The 20412-nt window shown below is 62.0% G+C and carries 15 protein-coding genes; 7 read left to right on the top strand and 8 right to left on the bottom strand.

The features are described 5' to 3' along the window. Nucleotides 1-34 precede the first annotated feature (34 nt). Nucleotides 35-3271, top strand: coding sequence for an EAL domain-containing protein (locus VMH34_03690; protein ID HTT07875.1), 3237 nt, complete (start codon nt 35-37; stop codon nt 3269-3271). Nucleotides 3272-3293: 22 nt separating this feature from the next. Here the strand turns inward: VMH34_03690 and VMH34_03685 are convergent, their stop codons facing one another. Both VMH34_03685 and soxC read right to left on the bottom strand, forming a co-directional pair. Beyond that, nucleotides 3294-3866, bottom strand: coding sequence for a cytochrome c (locus tag VMH34_03685; protein HTT07874.1), 573 nt, complete (start codon nt 3864-3866; stop codon nt 3294-3296). Next, complete coding sequence (soxC, locus tag VMH34_03680; GenBank protein HTT07873.1) at nt 3859-5133, bottom strand: sulfite dehydrogenase; 1275 nt, start codon at nt 5131-5133, stop codon at nt 3859-3861. The genes VMH34_03685 and soxC overlap by 8 nt, the downstream gene beginning before the upstream one ends. A gap of 230 nt (nt 5134-5363) precedes the next feature. On the opposite strand from soxC, the gene VMH34_03675 reads away from it, so the two are divergent. Continuing rightward, nucleotides 5364-6089, top strand: a complete 726-nt coding sequence (locus tag VMH34_03675; GenBank protein ID HTT07872.1) for an FKBP-type peptidyl-prolyl cis-trans isomerase — start codon at nt 5364-5366, stop codon at nt 6087-6089. A 65-nt stretch (nt 6090-6154) separates the two neighbouring features. Here VMH34_03675 and VMH34_03670 read toward each other — a convergent pair whose 3' ends face one another. After that, on the bottom strand, nt 6155-7540 hold the full coding sequence (locus tag VMH34_03670) for a sorbosone dehydrogenase (protein HTT07871.1): 1386 nt from the start codon (nt 7538-7540) through the stop codon (nt 6155-6157). A 102-nt stretch (nt 7541-7642) separates the two neighbouring features. Between VMH34_03670 and VMH34_03665 the strand changes: the two genes are divergently transcribed. Both VMH34_03665 and VMH34_03660 read left to right on the top strand, forming a co-directional pair. Beyond that, a complete protein-coding gene (locus VMH34_03665; GenBank protein HTT07870.1) occupies nt 7643-9781 on the top strand; it encodes a carboxy terminal-processing peptidase in 2139 nt (712 codons plus the stop codon). A 51-nt stretch (nt 9782-9832) separates the two neighbouring features. Continuing rightward, nucleotides 9833-10924 carry a sensor domain-containing diguanylate cyclase gene (locus tag VMH34_03660; protein HTT07869.1) on the top strand — a complete coding sequence of 364 codons (1092 nt, stop codon included), beginning with the start codon at nt 9833-9835 and terminating at the stop codon, nt 10922-10924. A 14-nt stretch (nt 10925-10938) separates the two neighbouring features. Here VMH34_03660 and VMH34_03655 read toward each other — a convergent pair whose 3' ends face one another. Both VMH34_03655 and VMH34_03650 read right to left on the bottom strand, forming a co-directional pair. Next, nucleotides 10939-11799 (bottom strand): aldo/keto reductase, encoded by an 861-nt coding sequence (locus tag VMH34_03655; GenBank protein HTT07868.1) that lies wholly within the window; start codon nt 11797-11799, stop codon nt 10939-10941. A gap of 29 nt (nt 11800-11828) precedes the next feature. After that, on the bottom strand, nt 11829-13094 hold the full coding sequence (locus VMH34_03650; GenBank protein HTT07867.1) for a valine--pyruvate transaminase: 1266 nt from the start codon (nt 13092-13094) through the stop codon (nt 11829-11831). 302 nt (nt 13095-13396) lie between these two features. On the opposite strand from VMH34_03650, the gene VMH34_03645 reads away from it, so the two are divergent. From VMH34_03645 to VMH34_03635, 3 genes are all read left to right on the top strand, one after another. Further along, entirely contained in the window at nt 13397-13723 is a 327-nt protein-coding gene (locus VMH34_03645; GenBank protein ID HTT07866.1) for a hypothetical protein, read from the top strand. 24 nt (nt 13724-13747) lie between these two features. Beyond that, nucleotides 13748-16714 carry an insulinase family protein gene (locus VMH34_03640; GenBank protein ID HTT07865.1) on the top strand — a complete coding sequence of 989 codons (2967 nt, stop codon included), beginning with the start codon at nt 13748-13750 and terminating at the stop codon, nt 16712-16714. A gap of 110 nt (nt 16715-16824) precedes the next feature. Next, complete coding sequence (locus tag VMH34_03635) at nt 16825-17718, top strand: FHA domain-containing protein (protein ID HTT07864.1); 894 nt, start codon at nt 16825-16827, stop codon at nt 17716-17718. A 1-nt stretch (nt 17719) separates the two neighbouring features. On the opposite strand, the gene VMH34_03630 is transcribed toward VMH34_03635, so the two are convergent. The 3 genes from VMH34_03630 to VMH34_03620 are packed head-to-tail and all read right to left on the bottom strand — an operon-like array spanning nt 17720 to nt 20404. After that, a complete protein-coding gene (locus VMH34_03630) occupies nt 17720-17923 on the bottom strand; it encodes a hypothetical protein (GenBank protein ID HTT07863.1) in 204 nt (67 codons plus the stop codon). Nucleotides 17924-17927: 4 nt separating this feature from the next. Beyond that, on the bottom strand, nt 17928-19091 hold the full coding sequence (locus VMH34_03625) for a glycerate kinase (GenBank protein ID HTT07862.1): 1164 nt from the start codon (nt 19089-19091) through the stop codon (nt 17928-17930). A 26-nt stretch (nt 19092-19117) separates the two neighbouring features. Next, nucleotides 19118-20404, bottom strand: coding sequence for a serine/threonine-protein kinase (locus VMH34_03620; protein HTT07861.1), 1287 nt, complete (start codon nt 20402-20404; stop codon nt 19118-19120). Between the last annotated feature and the right edge of the window lie 8 nt (nt 20405-20412).

Genomic DNA, 20412 nt, shown 5'->3' with positions numbered 1-20412 from the left:
GCCGCCGGGACTGCGCCAATTCATGCGTGCCCATATGAATTTTCGCACTGCCATTCTCATCGCCATGATTCTCTGGCTGGCGCATGGCGCGGGCATTTTGTTTGGCGTCGACGACCGTTTTCGCGGTCTTTACTCAAGTTTTTCCTGGGCCGTGTGCAGCTTGGCGGCGAGTTGCGTGCTGTTGTGGGTCGTCGTCCGCCTGCGCAAAACGCATCCCCACTTCGTACCGGCGTGGATGTGCTTCGGCCTGTCCGCTGTAAGCTATGCCACGGCCGACATGCTCTGGACCAGCCAGCAGTTGCAGTCGCTGGAGGTGCCGTTCCCTTCCATTAACGATTATTTTTATCTGGGCATGTATTTCTTTTACTCGGCGGGCGTATTGCTGCTGCCCAAGCCGCGCTTCAATCGAGGGGAGTTGCTCACCTACGCGCTTGACCTGCTCGGCATGACGCTGGCCTTCTGCCTGGTGTGGTGGGAACTCCTGTTTCAGCCGGCGCTGCAAAGCAATACCTTCACGTCCATCGGCAAGGTGGTGGCCGTCAGTTATGTAATTTTCGATGTGTTGCTTGCAAGCGCCCTGTTTCTGCTGCTGATGCGCCGCAATCCCTACTTCATCCGCCAGCCCATGTCTCTCCTGATGTTCAGCATGGCCATGATGGTCTCGGCGGACATCGTCTATGGAATCCAAAACGCCGCGGGTACTTACCGCGCCGGCACGCTCATCGACCTTGGTTGGAGCGCTTCTCTCTTGTCAATCATGCTGGCGGGTTGTGCGCAATTGGAGGCGCTGGGCAAGCTATCCGATCAGGAAGCCATCCGTCTGCTGAAGCAGCGTCCGTCGGTGTTGCTGCCACGCTGGGCGGATAATGCCCCCTATCTGCTGTTGATCCTCGGCGCCATCGTCGCCGCCCTTCACTATCAAACAGGCGACACCTTCCTTGGCATACCGTTGCTGCTATCCGCGGGTTTAATCGTATTGCTGGTCGTCGTGCGACAGTCATACAGCCTGTACGAGAACAGGCAACTCACGTCCCATCTGGCCTCGGCGCTCCGCGAGCGCAAACAGGTGGAGGCCTGGCAACAACGTCACCGCGCCCTGCTGGAATACCTGGCGGGCGCCCCGCCGCTGCAGGCGGCGCTCACCCGCATCGTGCTGGCCATCGAGCAGGAGGTGGCCGGCACCATTTGTTCCATCCTGCTGGTGCGGGGAGCAGTGCTCAAGCACGGCGCTGCCCCCGGCCTGCCGGACTTCGTCATCCGCGCAATCGATGGCCTGGCCATCGGCCCGCAAGCCGGCAGCTGCGGGGCCGCCGCCCATAGTGGCGAATGTGTGATCGCGGAGGACATCTATACCCACCCCAACTGGGGAGCCTACCGCGAACTTTACCGCCCGACCGGACTGCGATCCTGCTGGTCGCTGCCGATCCGCTCCTCCACGAACGAGATCATCGGCACCTTCGCCGTTTACCGCCGCACCCCCGGCGCGCCGACTGCCGCCGAGATTGAGCAGGTGAAGTCTTATGCCCACATGGCCAGTCTTGCCATTGAGCGCGTGGCCAAGGAGGCCGATGTCCGTTTGGCCGCCGATGTCTTCGCCGAGAGCGGCGAGATGATCCTGATCATGGACATGCAGCAACGGATCCTGCGTGTGAACCGCACGTTTAGCGAGGTCACGGGATTTTCAGACGATGACGTCCTGGGGCAACCTTTGAACATCATCGTTTCGGAGCGGCGGGAGCCTGGCATTCTGAAGACGCTGCAAACCGCGCTGTCGGAAAACGGACGGTGGTATGGCGAATTATGGTGCAAACGCAAAGCGGGCGGCGTGTTCCCGACCTGGCTCAACATCAGCGCCGCGGGCGATGAGGCCAGCAGTGTCTCGCACTACATCGCGGTGCTGGCCGACATCAGCACGCTCAAGGCCAGCGAATCCCGGATCGAATTCCTGGCCCACCACGACGCCCTGACCGGTCTGCCCAACCGCACCCTGCTGCAAACCCGTTTCGAACAGGCCCAGGCCCAGGCGGATCGTGATCGCAGCCATGTGGCGCTCATGTTTCTGGACCTCGACTACTTCAAAAACATCAACGATTCCCTCGGCCATACCGTGGGCGACAAATTGCTGCAAAAAGTCGCCGACACGCTCAAGTCCTGCCTGCGTCAGAGCGACACCGTCTGCCGGCTGGGCGGCGATGAATTTCTGATCCTGCTACCGGATGTTACCGACAGCGACATCACGGTGCATGTGGCCAGCAAACTGCAGGAGGGGCTGTGCCAATCGTACGAAATCGAAGGGCATCACCTGGCCACCTCGTGCAGCATCGGCATCAGCCTGTATCCCGATGACGGCCGGGATTACATCACCCTGCTCAAGAACGCCGACACGGCCATGTACTATGCAAAGAACAATGGACGCAATACCTATCACTTTTTCACCGAGTCCATGAATGTGGTCGCCACGCGGAAAATGCGCCTGGAAAATCAAATGCGCCGCGCCCTGCAATGCAATGAATTTACACTGCATTATCAACCCATCATTGAATTGCGGAGCGGAAAGCTGATGAGCGCGGAGGCGCTGTTGCGCTGGGACAACCCCGACTTCAGCGATGTCTCGCCATCCTCATTCATTCCGGTGGCCGAGGATCGAATGCTCATCCAGGGCATCAGCGAGTGGGTGCTGTTGCACGCATGCGAACAGATCAAATATTGGCGCGAGGCCAATGTGCCCATTCCGGCCGTGTCGGTGAATCTTTCTGCCCATGACTTCCGTCGCAAGAACCTGCTGTCGTTCATCGTCGGCATACTCGAAGGAACCCGGCTGTCGTCCGCCGGCTGCCTCGAGCTGGAGATCACCGAGACCGTGTTGATGGCCGACGTCGACGCCTCCATCCGCACCCTCCGCGAGCTGGCGGAACTGGGTATCAACATCTCGGTTGACGACTTCGGCACCGGCTACTCCAGCTTGAGTTACCTGAAGCTGTTCCCGTTGAACAAACTCAAAATCGATCGTTCCTTCATCAAGGACCTGACCACCGATTCCAACGACCGGGGCATTGTCAACGCCATCGTCCATCTGGGTAACAATCTGGGGCTGTCCACCGTGGCGGAAGGCGTGGAGACTGCGCCGCAACAGGAATTTCTGCTGAATGTCGGGTGTGCCCAAGCCCAGGGTTATTTCATCGCCCCGCCGTTGCCACCGCAAAAACTGCTGGACTGGATGCAGGCGCGCGGCTATTGGAGCAATAACACGGCGCAGGTGGCGGGTATTTAAGCCCGGCAAGCGCAGCGCCGCGTCATGGTGACGGCGCAGGCTGATCCTTGGCGTCGATCCATATGAAGCCGTTGCGGTTCGGCATCTTCACCTTCGGCAGGGTACGCGCGTTCATTTCCTCATCCGCCTTGATGATGCCGTTGCGGAACAACAAATACGCGGTAATGGCGTAAATCTCATCGGCGCTGAGCGAGCCTGGCGCGTCCATGGGCATGCTGCGGCGGGTAAAATCGAAAATCGTCGTGGCATAGGGCCAGTAGGTGCCGATGTTCTTGTCGGGCACCGGGCTGGTAAGCGGTTCACGCCCGCCGGCCAGTTCCTCCGCCGTGCCGCCGATACCCTCCTCACCATGGCAACTGGCGCACTTTTGTGCGAAAAGTGGTGCGCCCTGTTTCGCAGTGCCGCGGCCCGCCGGCAGTCCGGTGCCATCGGGAAAAACGTTCAACTGCCAGGCGGCGATGTCAGCCGCGCTGGCCGGCCTGCCCAGATGCGGGCCGTCCACATCCCCCCCCAATGCCGGCATGTTGAACGCCGCCAGTGCCACGCCTGCCCAGAGACCCGCCCATCGTTTCAACACGTGCGCGAGATTACGCATATACGTGATGAAGTTTGCCATCCTCGCCGACTTCCCAGGCAATGATGGCGTTGTAGTGAAAGTAGCCGTTGCGACCACGCTCGGCGACCAGCGCCGCGCGCTCCGGCTGCACGTAGCCGGTTTCATCGGTGGCGCGGCTTTTTAAAATCGCCGGCCCGCCATTCCACCGCCAGGCCATGCGAAAGCGGGTGAAGCAGCGCGACAGCACGGGTTCCTGCAATGCCGCTTCTCCCCAAGTCTTGCCGCCATCGGCGGACACTTCGATCTTTCGAATCCGTCCGCGCCCCGACCACGAGAGCCCGCTGATCTCATAAAATCCCGGACCATTCAGATTTCGCCCCGGCGAAGGCGCGGTGATGACCGATTTTGCGTCCATGAAGAATGTGAACTGCCGCGCCTTGCCGGAAGGCGTGAGTTCGGTGTATTTGGCCGTTTCATTGCGCGACATCACCGGTCGCGTCGTCGCTTCCAGGCGCCGCAGCCATTTCACGTTCAAAACCCCCTCCCAGCCGGGCACAATCAAACGCAACGGGTAACCGTTTTCCGGGCGGACCCTCTCGCCGTTCTGGTAAATGGCGAGGATGCAATCGTCCATGGCCTTCTTCACCGGCAGACTGACATTCATGGCGATGGCATCGGCGCCCTCGGCCACCAGCCAGACGGCCTTGGGATCGATGCCGGCCTCATCGAGCAGGATCGAGAGCGGCACGCCCGTCCATTCGTTGCAAGACACCAGGCCGTTGAAACCACCGACAGTGTTCTGCACCGGCTCCTCCCGCCAGCCGGCGTTGCTGTTGCCGCCACACTCGAGAAAAATCATGTGAGAGCGCAGGGGATACCGCGCCAAATCGTCCATCGTGAAGATCAGCGGCCGTTGAACCATGCCGTGAATCAACAAGCGATGCAGGACGGGATCGATCTGCGGCACGCCGTTGTGATGGCGCTCGAAGTGCAGGCCGCTCGGCGTAAGCATGCCCTCCAGATCCTGCAACGGCGTCCACGACACGCCGTTGCCGGGCACCGCCGCGTTGGCCGAGATCCAGCGTATCACCTGCTCATGCGGGGAGGGTTTGCCGTAGTTGGAGAACGGTTTGCCGGGCACACGCATCCACGGCGGCGTGGTCAGGGTTTCCGCCGTTGCCGCAGTCGTCAATCCAGCGGCAAGCCATGCGCTATTTTTCAGAAACACGCGGCGGTGCAGAAGGCCGTTGCCGGCCACAACCTCCAGATCGGCAGGGGTGGAAAACTTGGAGCGATCAGCATTCATGTGCACCCGGCCCGCGCAGTGAACCTCGATAGCATCATAGCGGGGCACTTCTCAAAATGCACTTGACGATCCGCGGGGAGAAATCCGTGTAATTTTGAGATATGTTTCAAATATGGGATGATGCGCGCCCATAGTCGAGCCGATGGCGCATTCAACCGCCGAATTTTCATCCCCAAACCATTCCTGGGCTGACGCTTAACCGCCCGCTCCCGAGACACCAAGGAAAATACATGAAACCGTTCTCAAGCATCTCCATTTTATGCCTGCTTGTCGCGTCGGCCCATGCCGAAGGCGTCAAGAGCGACCTTTCCACCGATGATCAGAAATTCAGTTACGGCGCCGGCGTTCAGATTGGACAGAGCCTGGTCCACCAAGGCGTGATTATCGACCCCGACGCCTTCGCCCTCGGCGTCGGCGATGCCATGAAAGGCCAGCCGTTGCGCCTGCCGGCGGAGGAGATCAAACGCGTGGTCACCGCGCATGATCAGAAGATGATGGAAGAAGCCAAGGCGAGGGCGGAAAAGAATCAGAAGGCGGGCGACGACTACCGCGCCGCGAATAAAAAGAAGCCCGGTGTGAAGGAGCTGGAGAGCGGCCTGCAATACCGCGCCATCAAGGACGGTGCGGGCGCCTCGCCCACGCTCCAGGATCAGGTCACGGTCAATTACACCGGCAGGCACATCGACGGCACCGTCTTCGACGCCTCCGACAGGCACGGCGGCGCAGTGAAATTTCCGCTGGCCAACATTGTCAAGGGCTGGCAGCAGGCGTTGCAACTCATGAAGCCGGGCGCCAAGTGGGAAGTGGTGGTGCCGCCGCAACTCGCTTATGGCGCGCAAGGCGCGCCACAGGGGGGCATCGGCCCCAACGAAACATTGGTGTTCGAGATCGAACTTTTGACCGTCGAGCCCGCCCAATCGCCGGCGGCGCCAAAATCGAACTCTTCGGGGAAATAAGCCGCGTCGTAAAAGCGAAAAATCCCGGGCGGCCCTTTCCTGCGATCCGAAATGAAATTCCGTGCCTAATTTTTGTTGGGCACCGTCTTCGCCGGCGCGGGTGATTGGGAGCGGTACAGCACGCGCCAGATCCTTCCTGTCTCCGAGTCGGCGATATAGAGCGAGCCATCCGGCCCCTCCGCCACGCTCGTCGGTCGGTGTTCCGGGGTAAAATTTCCCGTCCCCTGATCCACCGCTGGCTGACCGGCGAAGCCGTCGGCAAACACCTCCCACCGTTCCGAGAACGAACCCTGCTCGAAGGGGACGAAAACCACCTGATAACCCGCCGCCCCGGAGCTGATTTGCTTGTAGGCGCCGTGAAAGGCGATGAAGGCGCCGCCGCGGTAGCGGGCCGGGAACTGGCCGCCCTGATAAAACACCATGTCATTGGGGCCATAGTGCGCCGGGAAGGCCTCCACTGGCGCTGGATAGTCCGTGCAGCGATCAGTGCGCAGACCGTCGCCGCCGTATTCCGGCGCCAGCACGCGGCGCCGCTGGAAGCCGTCATAGTAACAATAGGGCCAGCTGAATTGAGCGCCAGGCGTGATCTTCAACATTTCCTCGGCCGGCAGCAGTTCGCCCTGTTCCGCAGTGAAGCGTTCAGGCCAGAGCTCATTCAGCTCATCGCGTCCGTGCTGGACCGCGTACAGCGCCTGCGTCTGACGGTGCCAGGCCAGGGCCAGCGCGTGGCGTATGCCGCCGGCGTATTTCTGTCCATCCGCTCCAAACTTCTGGCCGGGCCGATCGGCGGCAAAACGCCAGATGCCCGCGCGCTGCTCAAGTTGCGGGCAGGGATCCAATCCCGGCGAACCGGGGCCGCGATCGACCCGCTGGCAGGCGTTCGAGGGCGCGCCGACACTGACATACAGATCGCCTCTGTCGTCAAAGGCCAGTGTCTTCGAGGCCAGCACTTCGCTGGTGGGCAGATCGCTCACCATGAGTTCCGCCGGGGCCGACGGTATCCATTCCTGCAGCGGATAACGCCACACGGCGTCATCCGCGCCCAGATACAGATAATTGTTCCACAGCGCCAGTCCCACGCCGCCGCGATCGCCGAATTCCTGAATTTGATCGGCGCGGCCGTCGCCGTCGCTGTCCCGCAATCCCACCAGCCGGCCGAAGCCCAGCCGGCGGTTGAGCAGGGAACCATAAATATTTCCCCGCGCCGTCACCACGATATCGTGCAAATTGGCGAAATGATCGGCGACTATCAGGGCGCAGAAACCTGGAGGGAGCTTTAACCCACCGTTGTCCGGATCGCAGGCCGGAACGGGGGGGGGCGCAGGAGTCACCGCTGTCGGGGCATGCTTGCGGCCACAACCCGTCGACAACAATACCGCCGCGACAACCGCAAGCGCCAGGAACCTGTGGCGGGCGCGCCGGTCAAGACTGGGAGACCTTGGGCGGGACATGCGCAGGAGTGTATCACTCACCGGTGGCGGACACCCAGACCATCGGAGGCAGCCGCTGATATTTTCGGTTAAAATCGTTTCTTGAAATATTCTCTAGACGCCATGTTCTTGTCCACACGCCGTTTACGTTTGCCGTTACTGGGGCTGCTGCTGATCGCGGCCGCGGGCGTATGCGCCCTCGTGCCCGTGGTCAACAAGGCCGACCTGGTGCCGAACGAGAGCCAGACGCGGGCCACGGAACTCATCACGGACTTCATCGCCAACTATCACTACAAGAAAGTGCCGCTGGACGACGCGCTGTCGGAGCAGATATTTGATCGTTACCTGGACAGCCTCGATCCCAACCACAGCTACCTGCTCGACGGCGACATCAAGGAATTTTCCCCCGCCCGGGATCAGCTCGACGATCAACTGCGCCAGGCCAAGCTGGATACCGCCTTCGCCATATTCGTGCGGTTCCGTGAACGCCTGGATGAACGCACCCGTGGGGAACTCGATTTGCTGAACCGGCCCATGGATTTCACCGTCAACGAAGATTATGCCTTTGATCGCAGCAAATCGCCGTGGGCCGGCCGCGCCGAGTTGGACGACTACTGGCGCAAGCGGGTGAAGAACGATGTACTCAGCCTGCGTCTTACCGGCAAGGAATCGATGGACGAAATAAAAAAAATCCTGACGCGCCGGTATGAGGACATGCAACGGCGCATGGATCAATTGAATTCCGAGGACGTGTATGAGTTGTTCATCAACGCCTATCTCACCGCCATCGAACCTCACACGGCGTACTTTTCGCCGCGCACGTCCGAGAATTTCCGCATTCGCATGAGCCTGTCGCTGGAGGGCATCGGCGCGGTGCTGCAATCCGACAATGAATATACCCAGGTGCGGCAGATTCTGAAGGGCGGACCGGCGGACAAAAGCGGCCTGCTGCGTGAAGACGATCGCATCACCGGCGTGGGGCAGGGCGCCACGGAACCGATCATCGACGTCATCGGCTGGCGGCTGGACGACGTGGTCGACCTCATTCGCGGCAAAAAGGGATCCACCGTGCGTCTGCAGGTCCTGCCCAAGGGCGCCGGACCGGGCGGACCCACGCACACCATCACCCTGATACGCAATAAAATCGAGCTGGAGGATGAGGCCGCCAAAAAATCCGTCATTGAGGTGGGGGATGGCGGCAAAAAGATAAAAATTGGCGTCATCAACCTGCCCACTTTCTATCAGGACTTCGAGGCGCGGGCGCGGGGCGACAGGAATTACCGCAGCACCACGCGCGACGTGCACAAGCTCATCACCGAACTGACCGCCGAGGGCATTGAAGGACTGCTCATTGACCTGCGCGGTAACGGCGGCGGATCGTTGTCGGAAGCCACCGAACTGACGGGGCTGTTCATCGGCAGCGGCCCGGTGGTGCAGGTGAAGAGCGCCGACGGCTCGCTGCACGTCGAACGCGCCGACGATCCGGGCATTGCCTATGGCGGGCCGCTGGCGGTGCTGGTTGACGGCAACAGCGCCTCGGCCTCTGAAATCTTCGCCGCCGCCATCCAGGACTACCGGCGCGGCGTCATCATCGGCGAACCGACGTTCGGCAAGGGCACTGTGCAGAATCTCGTGGATCTGGATCAATATGATCACAAGAACGCTGGCCACCTGGGCCAGCTCAAGGCCACCATCGCGCAGTTCTTCCGCATCAACGGCGACAGCACACAGCACCGCGGCGTGCTGCCGGACGTGCCCTTCCCGCCCGAGCTGGAAACGGTGGAGGACGGCGAACGATCCCTGCCCAATGCGCTGCCGTGGGCGCACATCGATCCGGCCAACTTCGTCGCCGCGCAGGCGCCGGTCAGCGCCTATGCCGCCGAGCGCGCCAGACACGAGCAACGCCTGCAACAGGATCGCGCCTTTCAACTGCTGCTGGAACAAGACAAGGCCGTGCGCGAGGCGCGCGCCAAGACGCGCTTGTCACTGGTGGAATCCATACGCAAGCAGGAGCAGGACCGGACACAGCAGGAACTGAAACAACGTGAGGCGGCCTTCCGCGCCGCCACCGGCCAGCCCCCGCCGCCTGAAGAGGACAAGAGTGACGACGAAGCCGCGGAAACTCCGCGCAAGGATGCGGCCAAGCCCCTCGATATCGTCCTGAACGAGGCGGCGCATGTGTTGAGCGATCTAATCGTCCCCGCGCCCCAGCAGGCGGGTTCCGGCGTGCCGCAGAACGGCCTGGTCACGCACGCCAACTAAAACCCAATCAATCATTCCCCCGCCGCCACTCAAGACGCCTCTGTCCTGCCGATGTCCGCCACACAAAATGCCGGTGAAGCCGAACTGAGACAACGGCTGGATGCATTCCTGGCCGCCGCCCGGGAGAACGAAATCACGCTGAAAAAATTCCAGACGCTGGAGCTGGAATTGATGAGCAGCGCCGATTTGCCCACGCTGCTCGAACGTCTGTTACGCAATGCACCCGAGCGCTTTGATTGTGACGTCGTCTCGCTCGAGATCTTTGATCCGCAATTTGAAATCCAGCGCATGTTGATCGAGATCAGCCGCACGCTGGAAAGCCAGGTGCTGGAGATTATTTATCACGACAACCAGCATCATTTCGTGGCGCTCTATGAGGGCCTGACCATACCCGTCCTCGGGTCGTATGACCCCAAGCGGCACGGCGACTGCTTCAGGACCACCGGCGTCACGGCGCCTGCCAGCGTGGCGCTGCTGCCCCTCATGCGCGGCCAGGAATACCTCGGCAGCCTGAACCTGGGCAGCCGGCAGGTGGATCGCTTCGAGACCGGCAGCGCCACGGATTTCCTCCAGCACATCGCCGCCGTCATCGCCCTGGCGCTGGAGAACGCCTGCAACCGCGAGCAACTCAAACATCTCGGCCTCATCGATCCGCTCACCGGCATCAACAACCGGCGTTATTTCGATCAGCGCCTGCCGGAGGAGGTCGCCCGCGCCCGGCGCGCACGCACGCCGCTCTCCTGCCTGTTCATCGACATCGATCATTTCAAGCGCATCAATGACCAGCACGGCCATCTCGTGGGTGATGAAGTCCTGCGCACGGCGGCCCTGCGCATCCGCGAACAGCTGCGCAGCATCGATTTTGTGGCGCGCTACGGCGGCGAGGAATTCACGGTGTTGCTGTCCAACACGCCGGACAAGCTGGCGCGCGAGGTCGCCGAACGCATACGGCTGCGCATCGCCGGCGCGCCAGTCAACCTCATGGATCAGGCCACCCTCTCGCTGACCGTGTCCGTCGGCGTCGGCTCGCTGAAAAATTTTCCCACGGATCAGGCCGCCGGCGCCTTGGCGGCGCAATTGGTGAAGCAGGCGGACACGGCGCTCTACAACGCCAAGAGCGCCGGCCGCAATCGTATCGCCTGAACAGAACGCTCAAGCTAACCGGACATGGCATCCAGCGAGCGCATTTCCTCCTCTGTCAGCGTGAGATGCGTCGCAGTGAGGCTGTCACGAATGCTGGCGGGGCGGCTGGCACCGGGAATCGGCAGGATGTGATCCCCCCTGGCGAGCAGCCAGGCCAATGCAATGACCTGCGGGGAACAGTCATGAGCCACGGCGAGTTTTTGCAGCAGCGCGTGTGCGCCCAATTGCCGGTGACCGAAGTAGCCGCCGACCGGGCTGTGGGGAATATAGGTCACACCAAGGCGGCCGCACAGGGCCACCAGTCCATTGCGGAAGTCCTTCTGCTCCAGCACATTGCAGCGGTTCTGCACCGACACGATGCGGGCCATGCCCAGCGCGGCCTCCAATTGCGCCGCGCGCACGTTCGACAGGCCGATATGGCGAATCTTGCCCTCCGTCTGGAGACGTACGAGTTCACCCACGGTGTCTTCCATGGGCACCTTCGGGTCGAAGGCATGCAATTGATACAGGGCGATGCCATCCGTATGGAGGTCACGCAGGCTGCGCTCGCAGGAGGCGCGGATGAATACGGGGCGTCCGTCGGTCTCCCAGTCGCCGCGCGGACGCGTGAGACCGCCCTTGGTCGCCACCGTCACCTTCTCGCGGCGGCCCAGCTTGGCGAGCGCGCCCGCAATCAGCCGCTCATTGTGGCCGATGTCGTCGTTATCGATGCAATAGACGTTCGCGGTATCGATGAAATCCCCGCCGCCGTCGACGAAGGCGCGGATGACTTCCATGGCCTGCGCCTCATCGGGCCGGCGGTCCAATGACAGTGGCATGGCGCCGAGGCCAATGGCATTCACGCTCAAATTCATCCCGGTGATGGTGCGTTTCATAAATTTCTCCTCCTCAATCATCCATGGCATCAATCTGAACAGGCGCGCTTGATTTCTTCAGCCAGAATGCCGATCCCGTGCTCCACCATGGCCTCCTCCTGCGCATAGGTCAGCCGGATGCACTCGTGCCGGTGGGGCCAGGGATCGCGCGGGTCATCCGGCAGGCCCGGGAAAAAATAATGCCCCGGCAACACCAGCACGCCGCGTGCCTTCAGGCGCCGGTACAACTCGCAGCTCGTGATGGACAGTTGTGGAAACCACAGCCAGAGGAAGATCGCGCCCTCCGGCTGGTGCACGCGGTATTCGCAACCCCGCAACGCCCGCTGCACCGTCTGCAAGGCGTGATCGAGGCGCTGACGGTAGTAGGGCCGGATGTGTTCGCGCGACAGGGTGAGAATCTCGCCGCTCCTCACCCAGTCGCAGGCCAGCGCCGCGCCCACGCTGCCGGTGGCGAGATGCAGCACGGCGTTCATGCCAGTCAGCATGTCGATGATCGGCTCGGCGGCGATGATGATACCCGTGCGCGCGGCGGGCAGCCCCAATTTCGACAGGCTCAGGCAGAGAACCACCTGCTCATCCCAGTGCGGCTCTGCGGCGGTAAACACGATATCCGGGAACGGCAGGCCATAGGCGCCATCGACAATCAACGGCACATCCCAACGACGGGCCAGCGCATGCAGTTGCGCCAGTTCCGCGTCGGTCACCACGTTGCCGGTGGGATTGGCCGGGCGCGACAGGCAGATCGCGCCGACCTCCTCCGCCGCCGGCAGGTCGTGCAGGTCGAGGTGGTATTTGAAATAGGGCGCATCCAGCAGGGTTATCCGCGGCCGTCGGGCAATTAAAAAGTCCTCATGTACGCCGATGTCACCGTAGCCGACGTACTCCGGCGTCAGCGGCAGAAAAATGCGGCGCAGCCTGCCATCGGCGTGTGGACCGGCGAACAGATTGAAGAGCAGGAAAAACGCCGACTGGCTGCCGTGCGTAAGCAGGATATTGCGCGGATTCAGCGTCCAGCCATAGGTGCGCCGTAACAGATCGGCCAGCGCCTCGATGAACCCGCGCTCGCCCTGGGGCGCGTCATAATCGCCGATCATGCGGGCAAAGACGGCGGAGTCTTGCGCCATCTCCAGCCAGCGTTCGCGCAACCGTTCCAGCACCGCCGGAATGTGGGCGGGATTACCGCCGCCCAGCATGCACACCTCGCGGCCACCGGTGAGCGCTGTGCCCAGATCCTCCATCAACTCGCGGATGGCCGAACGGCCGCCGAGCCGCTGTCCGAACAGGGAAAATTTCAACGCGCCTCCGTTTCTTGAGTAAGCTCTGAAATATGTCCAACATGGACTTCTCAGGGTTCGGCCGGCAAAAAAACGCGCCTTCCCCGGCCTCCGATTTTCAATGTCTGAACGCCATTGAAAACGGTGGCACATCCCTGTGCCAGAAATCTCCACCTTATGCGGGCGTTCCCCGAGAATAATTATTGAACAGCATAGCGGCCATGTCCTTTACCATCCACTCCTTGACAATGTTATGCTACTCATTGAATGGCGGGCCATGATTTACCCTCCCCATGGGACGGAAACCCTGAACGTCAAATCGAATGCTAAGACGCCTGATTGCCGATCTGGGCTGGTTGCGGTTTTTGCTCGTGTGCGTGACCCTGCTGGTCATTGCCTGTGCACCGCTGGCGGACATGAAATTGCAGCGCGGCTGGCATTTGTGGCCCTCCGTCATCGCCCCCACCTTCATGGCCATGCTCGCCTTCAGCCTGCCGCTCGACATCACCATGGCCTGTGTGTTCATGGCCGATATGGAGAACACCGTCCGCGCCCGTTACCGGCGCGTGATCCGCCTGGAAATCGGGCTGTGGATTCTGATGCTGCTTGCCTGGACACCGTTCATACTCACCATTACGCGGCGGGGATAGCGTGTATCCCAAAGATTTCCGGCGATGGCGAACCCCGGCGTGACTCCGTTGTCCAACCTTGATTGCCACGCCCCGGACATAACCGCCATGCGCAATTTTTCCATCCTGTCACGCCGCTTTTCAATCCTGCTTGCGGCGGTACTGGGCCTGTTTGGCGGCACAGCCCAGGCGCTCGCACCGCCGGCGGAGACGATTGTTCAGAGCCCGCATGACCAGCGTCAATACGAATACCTCGAACTTCCCAACAAGATGCGCGTGCTGCTCATTTCCGACGCCAAGACGGATCGGGCGGCGGCGGCATTGGAGGTCGGCATCGGCAGCAGCAGCGATCCCGATGATCGCCTGGGGCTGGCGCACTTCCTGGAGCACATGTTGTTCCTGGGCACCCAAAAATATCCGCAGGCGGGCGAATACCAGGACTTCATCACCGCGCACGGCGGCAATCACAACGCCTTCACCGCTTATGAGGAAACCAATTTTCATTTCGACATCGACAAGCGCTATCTCGAACCGGCGTTGGATCGATTCAGCCAGTTTTTCATCGCGCCGCTGTTCACCGCGGAATATGTCGCGCGCGAGAAAAACGCCGTGGACTCGGAATACCAGGCGCGCATCAAGGAGGACGAGAGGCGCGGCTATTCCGTGCTCCAGCAACTGCTCAATCCCGCGCACCCGATGTCGCGCTTCACGGTCGGCAACCTGACCACGCTGGCCGACCGCGATGGCCGGCCGGTGCGCGATGAACTGCTGCGCTTCTACCACGACCATTATTCCGCCAACCTGATGACGCTGACGGTGCTCGGCGCCGAGCCGCTGCCGGTGCTCAAGCGCTGGGTGACGGAAAGATTCAGCGCCGTGCGCAACACCGGCGCGGAACCCCGCCAGGTGAACGTGCCGCCCGTACTGGCGGGACAGCTTCCGGTGCGCGTCAACATCGAACCGGTCAAGGATGAACGCGAACTGCAATTGATCTTTCCACTGCCGGAGGTGCGCAGCCACTATCGCAGCAAACCGCTGTACTACATCGGCAACCTGCTGGGTCACGAAGGACCGGGCAGCCTGCTGTCGCTGCTCAAAAAACGCGGCTGGGGCGATCAGCTGTCCGCCGGCACCGTGGTGGACAACCGCACCGAATCGGCATTCGCCGTCTCGATCAAGCTGAGCGAGACGGGGCTGGCGCACGCGGATGACGTGGTGGGACTGGTGTTCCAGGACATCGCCCTGCTGCGCGCGCACGGCGTCGAAGCCTGGCGCTACCAGGAGCAGGCCCGGCTGGCCGAGATCGGCTTTGAATTCCAACAGGACCCGCCGCCGCTGGAAACCGTGATCGCGCTCGCCGGGGACTTGCAGCGGGTGGACGTCCGCGACGTGCTGCGCGCCGACTTTCTCATGGAACATTATGATGAATCCCTGATCCGCGGCTACCTCGACAAGCTGACGCCGGGAAACGCCATCGTCGCGGTGCTTGCGCACGGCCCGAAGATGGACAGGCAGGACCCCTGGTATCACACCGCCTACCAGGTGGTGCACCCTTCGCCGCAGCAACTGGCGACATGGCGGAATTCCACGGTGGACACGGCGCTGGTCCTGCCGGAGAAGAACCCGTTCATTCCCGAAAACACCGCGGTGCTGCCGCTGGCGGCGGATGTCACGCCGGTGCCGGCGCGCATCGACCAGCAACCGGGGTTCGAATTGTGGTTCAAGCAGGATGACTTTTTCCGCCTGCCGATCGCGGATTTTTATTTTTCCGTGCGATCGCCGGTGGCCAACGACAGCGCCGCCCACTCCGCCCTTACCACGCTGTACACACGCCTCATCAGCGATCAATTGAACGAATACGCCTACCCCGCGCAACTGGCGGGGCTGAGCTATAAAATATACCCGCATGTCCGCGGTTTCACGGTGCGCATCTCCGGATACAACGACAAGCAGGCCCTGCTGTTGGAGCAGATCGCCCGCACCCTGCGCACGCCCGAGATCGACGGGGCGCGCTTCGCGGCGATCAAGGATGTCTATCTCCGCGAACTGGCCAACGTGCGCCGCGAGGATCCCTACGAGCAAACCATGGGCGAGGTGTCCAAGCTGCTGGTGCGTCCCTCCTGGAGTGAGGAGGATCGGATCCGGGCCGGGCAGTCGCTGACGCCCGCAGATCTCCGTGCCTTCATTCCACAGCTGTTGAGCAGGGTCTATGTCATCGCCATGGCCCACGGCAATCTGGATCGCCCCCATGCCATCGCCCTGGCTGCGATCTTGCAGAAGGAACTGGTGCAACCGGCGCAACCGGTGACGGTGGCCAGCGCCAAGGTCGTGCGTCTGAATGACGGCGTGCGTTATGTCCGCGACCTTTCCATCGATCATCCGGATTCCTCCCTCGCCGCCTATTTCCAGGGCGAGGATCAAACCGCCGGGAGCCACGCGCGCGTGGAGTTGCTGGCCCAGGTGGTGAGCGCGCCTTTCTACAGTGATCTGCGCACGGAGCAGCAGCTGGGTTACGTGGTATCGGCGAGTACGCTGCCGCTCCTCGATGTACCGGGCATGGTCTTTCTCGTGCAGTCCCCCCGCGTGTCGGCGGCCGCTTTGGAGCAGCACATCGAGACTTTTTTGCGCGATTACCGCCCGCGTCTGGCCGCCATGAGCGACGCCGAATTCCGGCGTCAGAAACAGGGCGTCATTGCGCGCATCCTGACGCAGGATGACAGCCTGACGACGCGTACTGATCGCTACTGGAAGGAACTCGACCTGCAGCAGTACCACTTCGACACCCGAGAACAGATCGTTCAGGCGGTGTTGCGCATGAGTAAAGAAGATCTGCTGGCCGCCTATGATCGGATACTGCTGGCACCGGATCGCCGGCGTCTGCTGGTGCGAAATCTGGGTAAAAACCATGCGCCGGTGGCGGCCGTGGAATCGGCGGGTTCGGAATCCATCCTCGAACCGGACACCTTTGCCACAGGCAAGCGTTTCTTCGAGATCAAAGGCTCGCAATCCTGATCCCGCGCCGCGCTTCAACAAGTTGACGCGGGATCTTGAAATGATTACATTTTCCCCGCCCGGAATCGCGGCGTGACGCGGTGACCCGTATGATTCAATTCCTGAAGCGAATGGGAAAAAGTTTGCGGCGGTTGATACGGCCGTCGGCGAGCCTGCATTTGACAATCGAAGGGCGCGAATATTGTTTTCACAACCCCCTCGATTTTGAATTCGCCCTTGCCGGCCGCAAATTTCTGCCGGTCAACAAATTGATGGAGTGGATGCAACAGCCGCCGGCGATGCTGTACAAGGAGGTCATCAATCTAAAAAGCGTCGAGGGGCGCTTCCTGGAGATCGTGAAGGCCTGTTTGGCGAATCCGGCTGCCGCCGGCACGTTGCTCCGGGAACTGGAGCCGGAACAATTTTCCACGGATTACCATTGGCGCGAGATCATCACTGCGCTCCGGGAAGGCGGTGACGAACGCGACGCCTACCGCCGCATCGCGCTCGCCAAATATCTGCAATACCTGAGCACGCGGCACGAACTGATGCAGGACCTCTTCGAGTTCAAGACCAACCTGCCCGCTGAGGAGTCGCCGAAGACACACGCGGCAGCGCCCGCGGTCGTCGATACCGGGGAAACCGCCATCTTCGAAGAGGCGCCGCCGCCCGCCGAACCCTCCCGGTTGTACAACCCCTTCGAGCGCCTCCCGCATGGGCAGGCGGTGTTGCTGCGCCTGGAGGCCGGCAAACCGGTGGACCTGCTGCTCGCCCGCCATCACTTCAAATTATTTGCCGGCAAGACTTACCGGCTGGTCGATGAACACGGCAACTTCTATCTGCTGCACCCTGGCAAAAACGTGCTGGGGCGGCAACGCGGCAGCGACGTGACCCTGAACAACGATTTCCGTTCCATTTCACGGCAGCACGTCATCATCGAGCCGATCAGCGACAACGTGGCCCGCCTGACCGACGTCTCCGCGCACGGCACCTTCCTGCCGCCGCAATTCCTCACCATTCATTAAGTCACACCGGTGGTTGCCCGCGGGCTGCAAGCTTCAGGGTCAGCAATTCGATGGCCATGTCCGGGATGTCCACGCGGCCATGCGATTCCATCGGCAGCAACCAGTCATGCACCGTGTCGATGGTGACATGCACCAGTTCCGCCACGTCACGGCGCTCCAGCTTGTGCGCGGCCATGAGATCAATGAGCTGATCGCGGTTGTTCATGGCATCACCGTTTCCGCGGGCGTCGCATGCGACGCCCGATCAAAATAAGCCGGGCAACACGCTCGCCGGCATCCTGCAGATACTGCCGTGACTTGCGGATGGCCTCCTCCAATGGCATGGCGTCGGGCGTGGCCGACTCCAGGCCGTCGATGCCGTGCGCGAACACGCCGCGGGCGTCATCCGCAAGCCCGCCGCCGATGGCGACGACCGGCACGCCGTGACGCCGCGCCGCCTTGGCGACGCCCGAGGGGGTCTTGCCGAAGGCGGTCTGGAAATCCACGCGCCCCTCGCCGGTGATGGCGAGATCGGCGCCTTTCATATGCGACTCGAGTCGGGTGGCCTTGATCACGAGTTCAATGCCGCGCTTGAGTTGCGCGCGGGTGAAGGCCATGAGGCCCGCGCCCAGGCCGCCGGCGGCGCCGGCGCCGGGCCGCCGGGAGACGTCCGTGCCGAGATCGCGCCGGATGAGCCTCGCAAAATGCCGGAGATTGCGGTCCAGCTTTGCTGCCATCACCGGCGTCGCGCCCTTTTGCCGGCCGTACACATGCGAGGCGCCCCGCGGTCCGTACAACGGATTGGTCACATCGCACGCAACCATGATTTTCACGCGGCGCAGGCGCGCGTTCATGCCGCTGACATCTATGGCGCGAATCTTGTCGAGCATACCGCCGCGGGCGGTCCCGGCAATAGGCCGGCCCCTCCCGTCCAGAAAACGCGCGCCCAGTGCCTGGGCCATGCCGGCGCCGCCGTCGTTCGTCGCCGAGCCGCCAATGCCGATGATGATGGTGCGCACGCCGCGGCGCAACGCATCCAGCAGCAGCTGGCCCGTACCATAGGTGCTGGTCAGCATGGGGTTGCGCCGACCGCGTGGCACCAGATGCAGTCCGGAGGCCTCGGCCATTTCGATGATCGCGGTGCGCCCATCGCCGAGCAGACCGTAGCGCGCGGTCACGATGTTGCCGAGCGGTGCCTTGACCCGGCAGCGCACCAGGCGGCCGCCGGTCGCGTCCACCAGCGACTGCACGGTGCCCTCGCCGCCGTCGGCCACCGGCACCTTGACGCAGCGGGCCTTCGGAAACACCCGCCGTATGCCCTTTTCGATCTCACCGGCCACCTCCAGTGAAGTGAGATTCTCCTTGAATGAATCCGGCGCAAGCACGATTTTCATGAACGATCTTTCCCATGGACACGATTTTAAGCCTTGTAACGCGCCAGGCGCTCATAGGCCTGTATCAGGTGATCGATGAGCACCGATTGAAACGAGCGTTGAAGGCGCATTTGCAGCGGCAGGGAGGCCCAATCAGTCAGCTTGGCCTCGATGAAAAATGCCTTGACCTTGGTAAGCGCCTTGACGGTGATGGGTCGTTTCTCACCCGTCAGATATCCAATCTCGCCCGCGCATTCCCCCGCCTGCACCGCGCCAACCTGACGGTCATCGCGCGACACGCTCAATTGCCCCTCGGCGATGATGAAGAACCCCGGCTCCTGATAATCCTCCCGGACCAGCACAGAATCGGCGGAGAAAAACCTCCACTGCGCCACCTTCAGCACTTCCTTGATCATTGCCGGCGAGTACCCCTCAAAAAAGGACAGCGCCTTCAGCAGCTCAAGTTTCTCCTCGGCCGAGGGTTCCGGCTCGGCCTCTCCGCCGGCGAGAAAGGCGTCCAGATCGCGGACGATTTCGGCGCCGGTCTGATAACGCTTGTCCTTGTCCTTTTGCAGGCAGCGGTGGACGATGGCCGCCAGTTTTTCCGGCACCTCCGGCCGCCGTTCGCGCAGCGGTTTGGGCTCCTCATGCAACACCTTGTGGATCAACCCGGAAATGCCGCGCGCGACGAACGGCGGCGAACCGCTCAGCAGTTCGTACATCACCGAACCCAGCGAGAACAGATCGGACTGGCCGGTGATTTCCTCATCGCGCGCCTGTTCCGGCGACATGTACATGGGCGAACCGAACCAGCCCATGACCTGGGTCTGGTCGGCCTGCACGCGCCGGGCGATGCCAAAGTCGCCGATCTTGACCTTGCCGTCGCTCGTGAGCATGAGGTTGGCGGGCTTGATGTCGCGATGCACGACGCCGCGGCCGTGGGCGTAGTCCAGCGCGTCCGCGCACTGGCGGAAATATCCGGTCAGCACGTCGACGGGCAGCAGCTTGCCGGGCTCGATGAAGGATTTGAGTGTGTCCGCGCCGTCGACATACTCCATCACCATATACATGCCGTTGTCGAGTTCGGCCGCGTCATACACCTTGAGGATGTGGGTGTGATCCAGCGCGCCGGCCGTCTGCGCCTCATTCAGAAACATTTTGAACGCCTGGCGGGCGGCCTGCTCATCGCCCATGTCGGCCTTGGTGGCCACCTTGATGGCGACCTTGCGATCCAGCAGCTGATCGTGACCGATGTAGACCACGCCCATGGCGCCGCGGCCGGCGATGCCGACGATTTTGTATTTGCCGATGTATTCCGGCGTCTGATCGTCCACGGCGTATC

It is taken from the genome of Gammaproteobacteria bacterium (assembly GCA_035501935.1).
GTDB lineage: Bacteria > Pseudomonadota > Gammaproteobacteria > JAJPIJ01 > JAJPIJ01 > JAJPIJ01.
The sequence above is the reverse complement of the archived record's forward strand: the minus strand, read 5'-3'. Positions and strand labels throughout refer to the sequence as shown.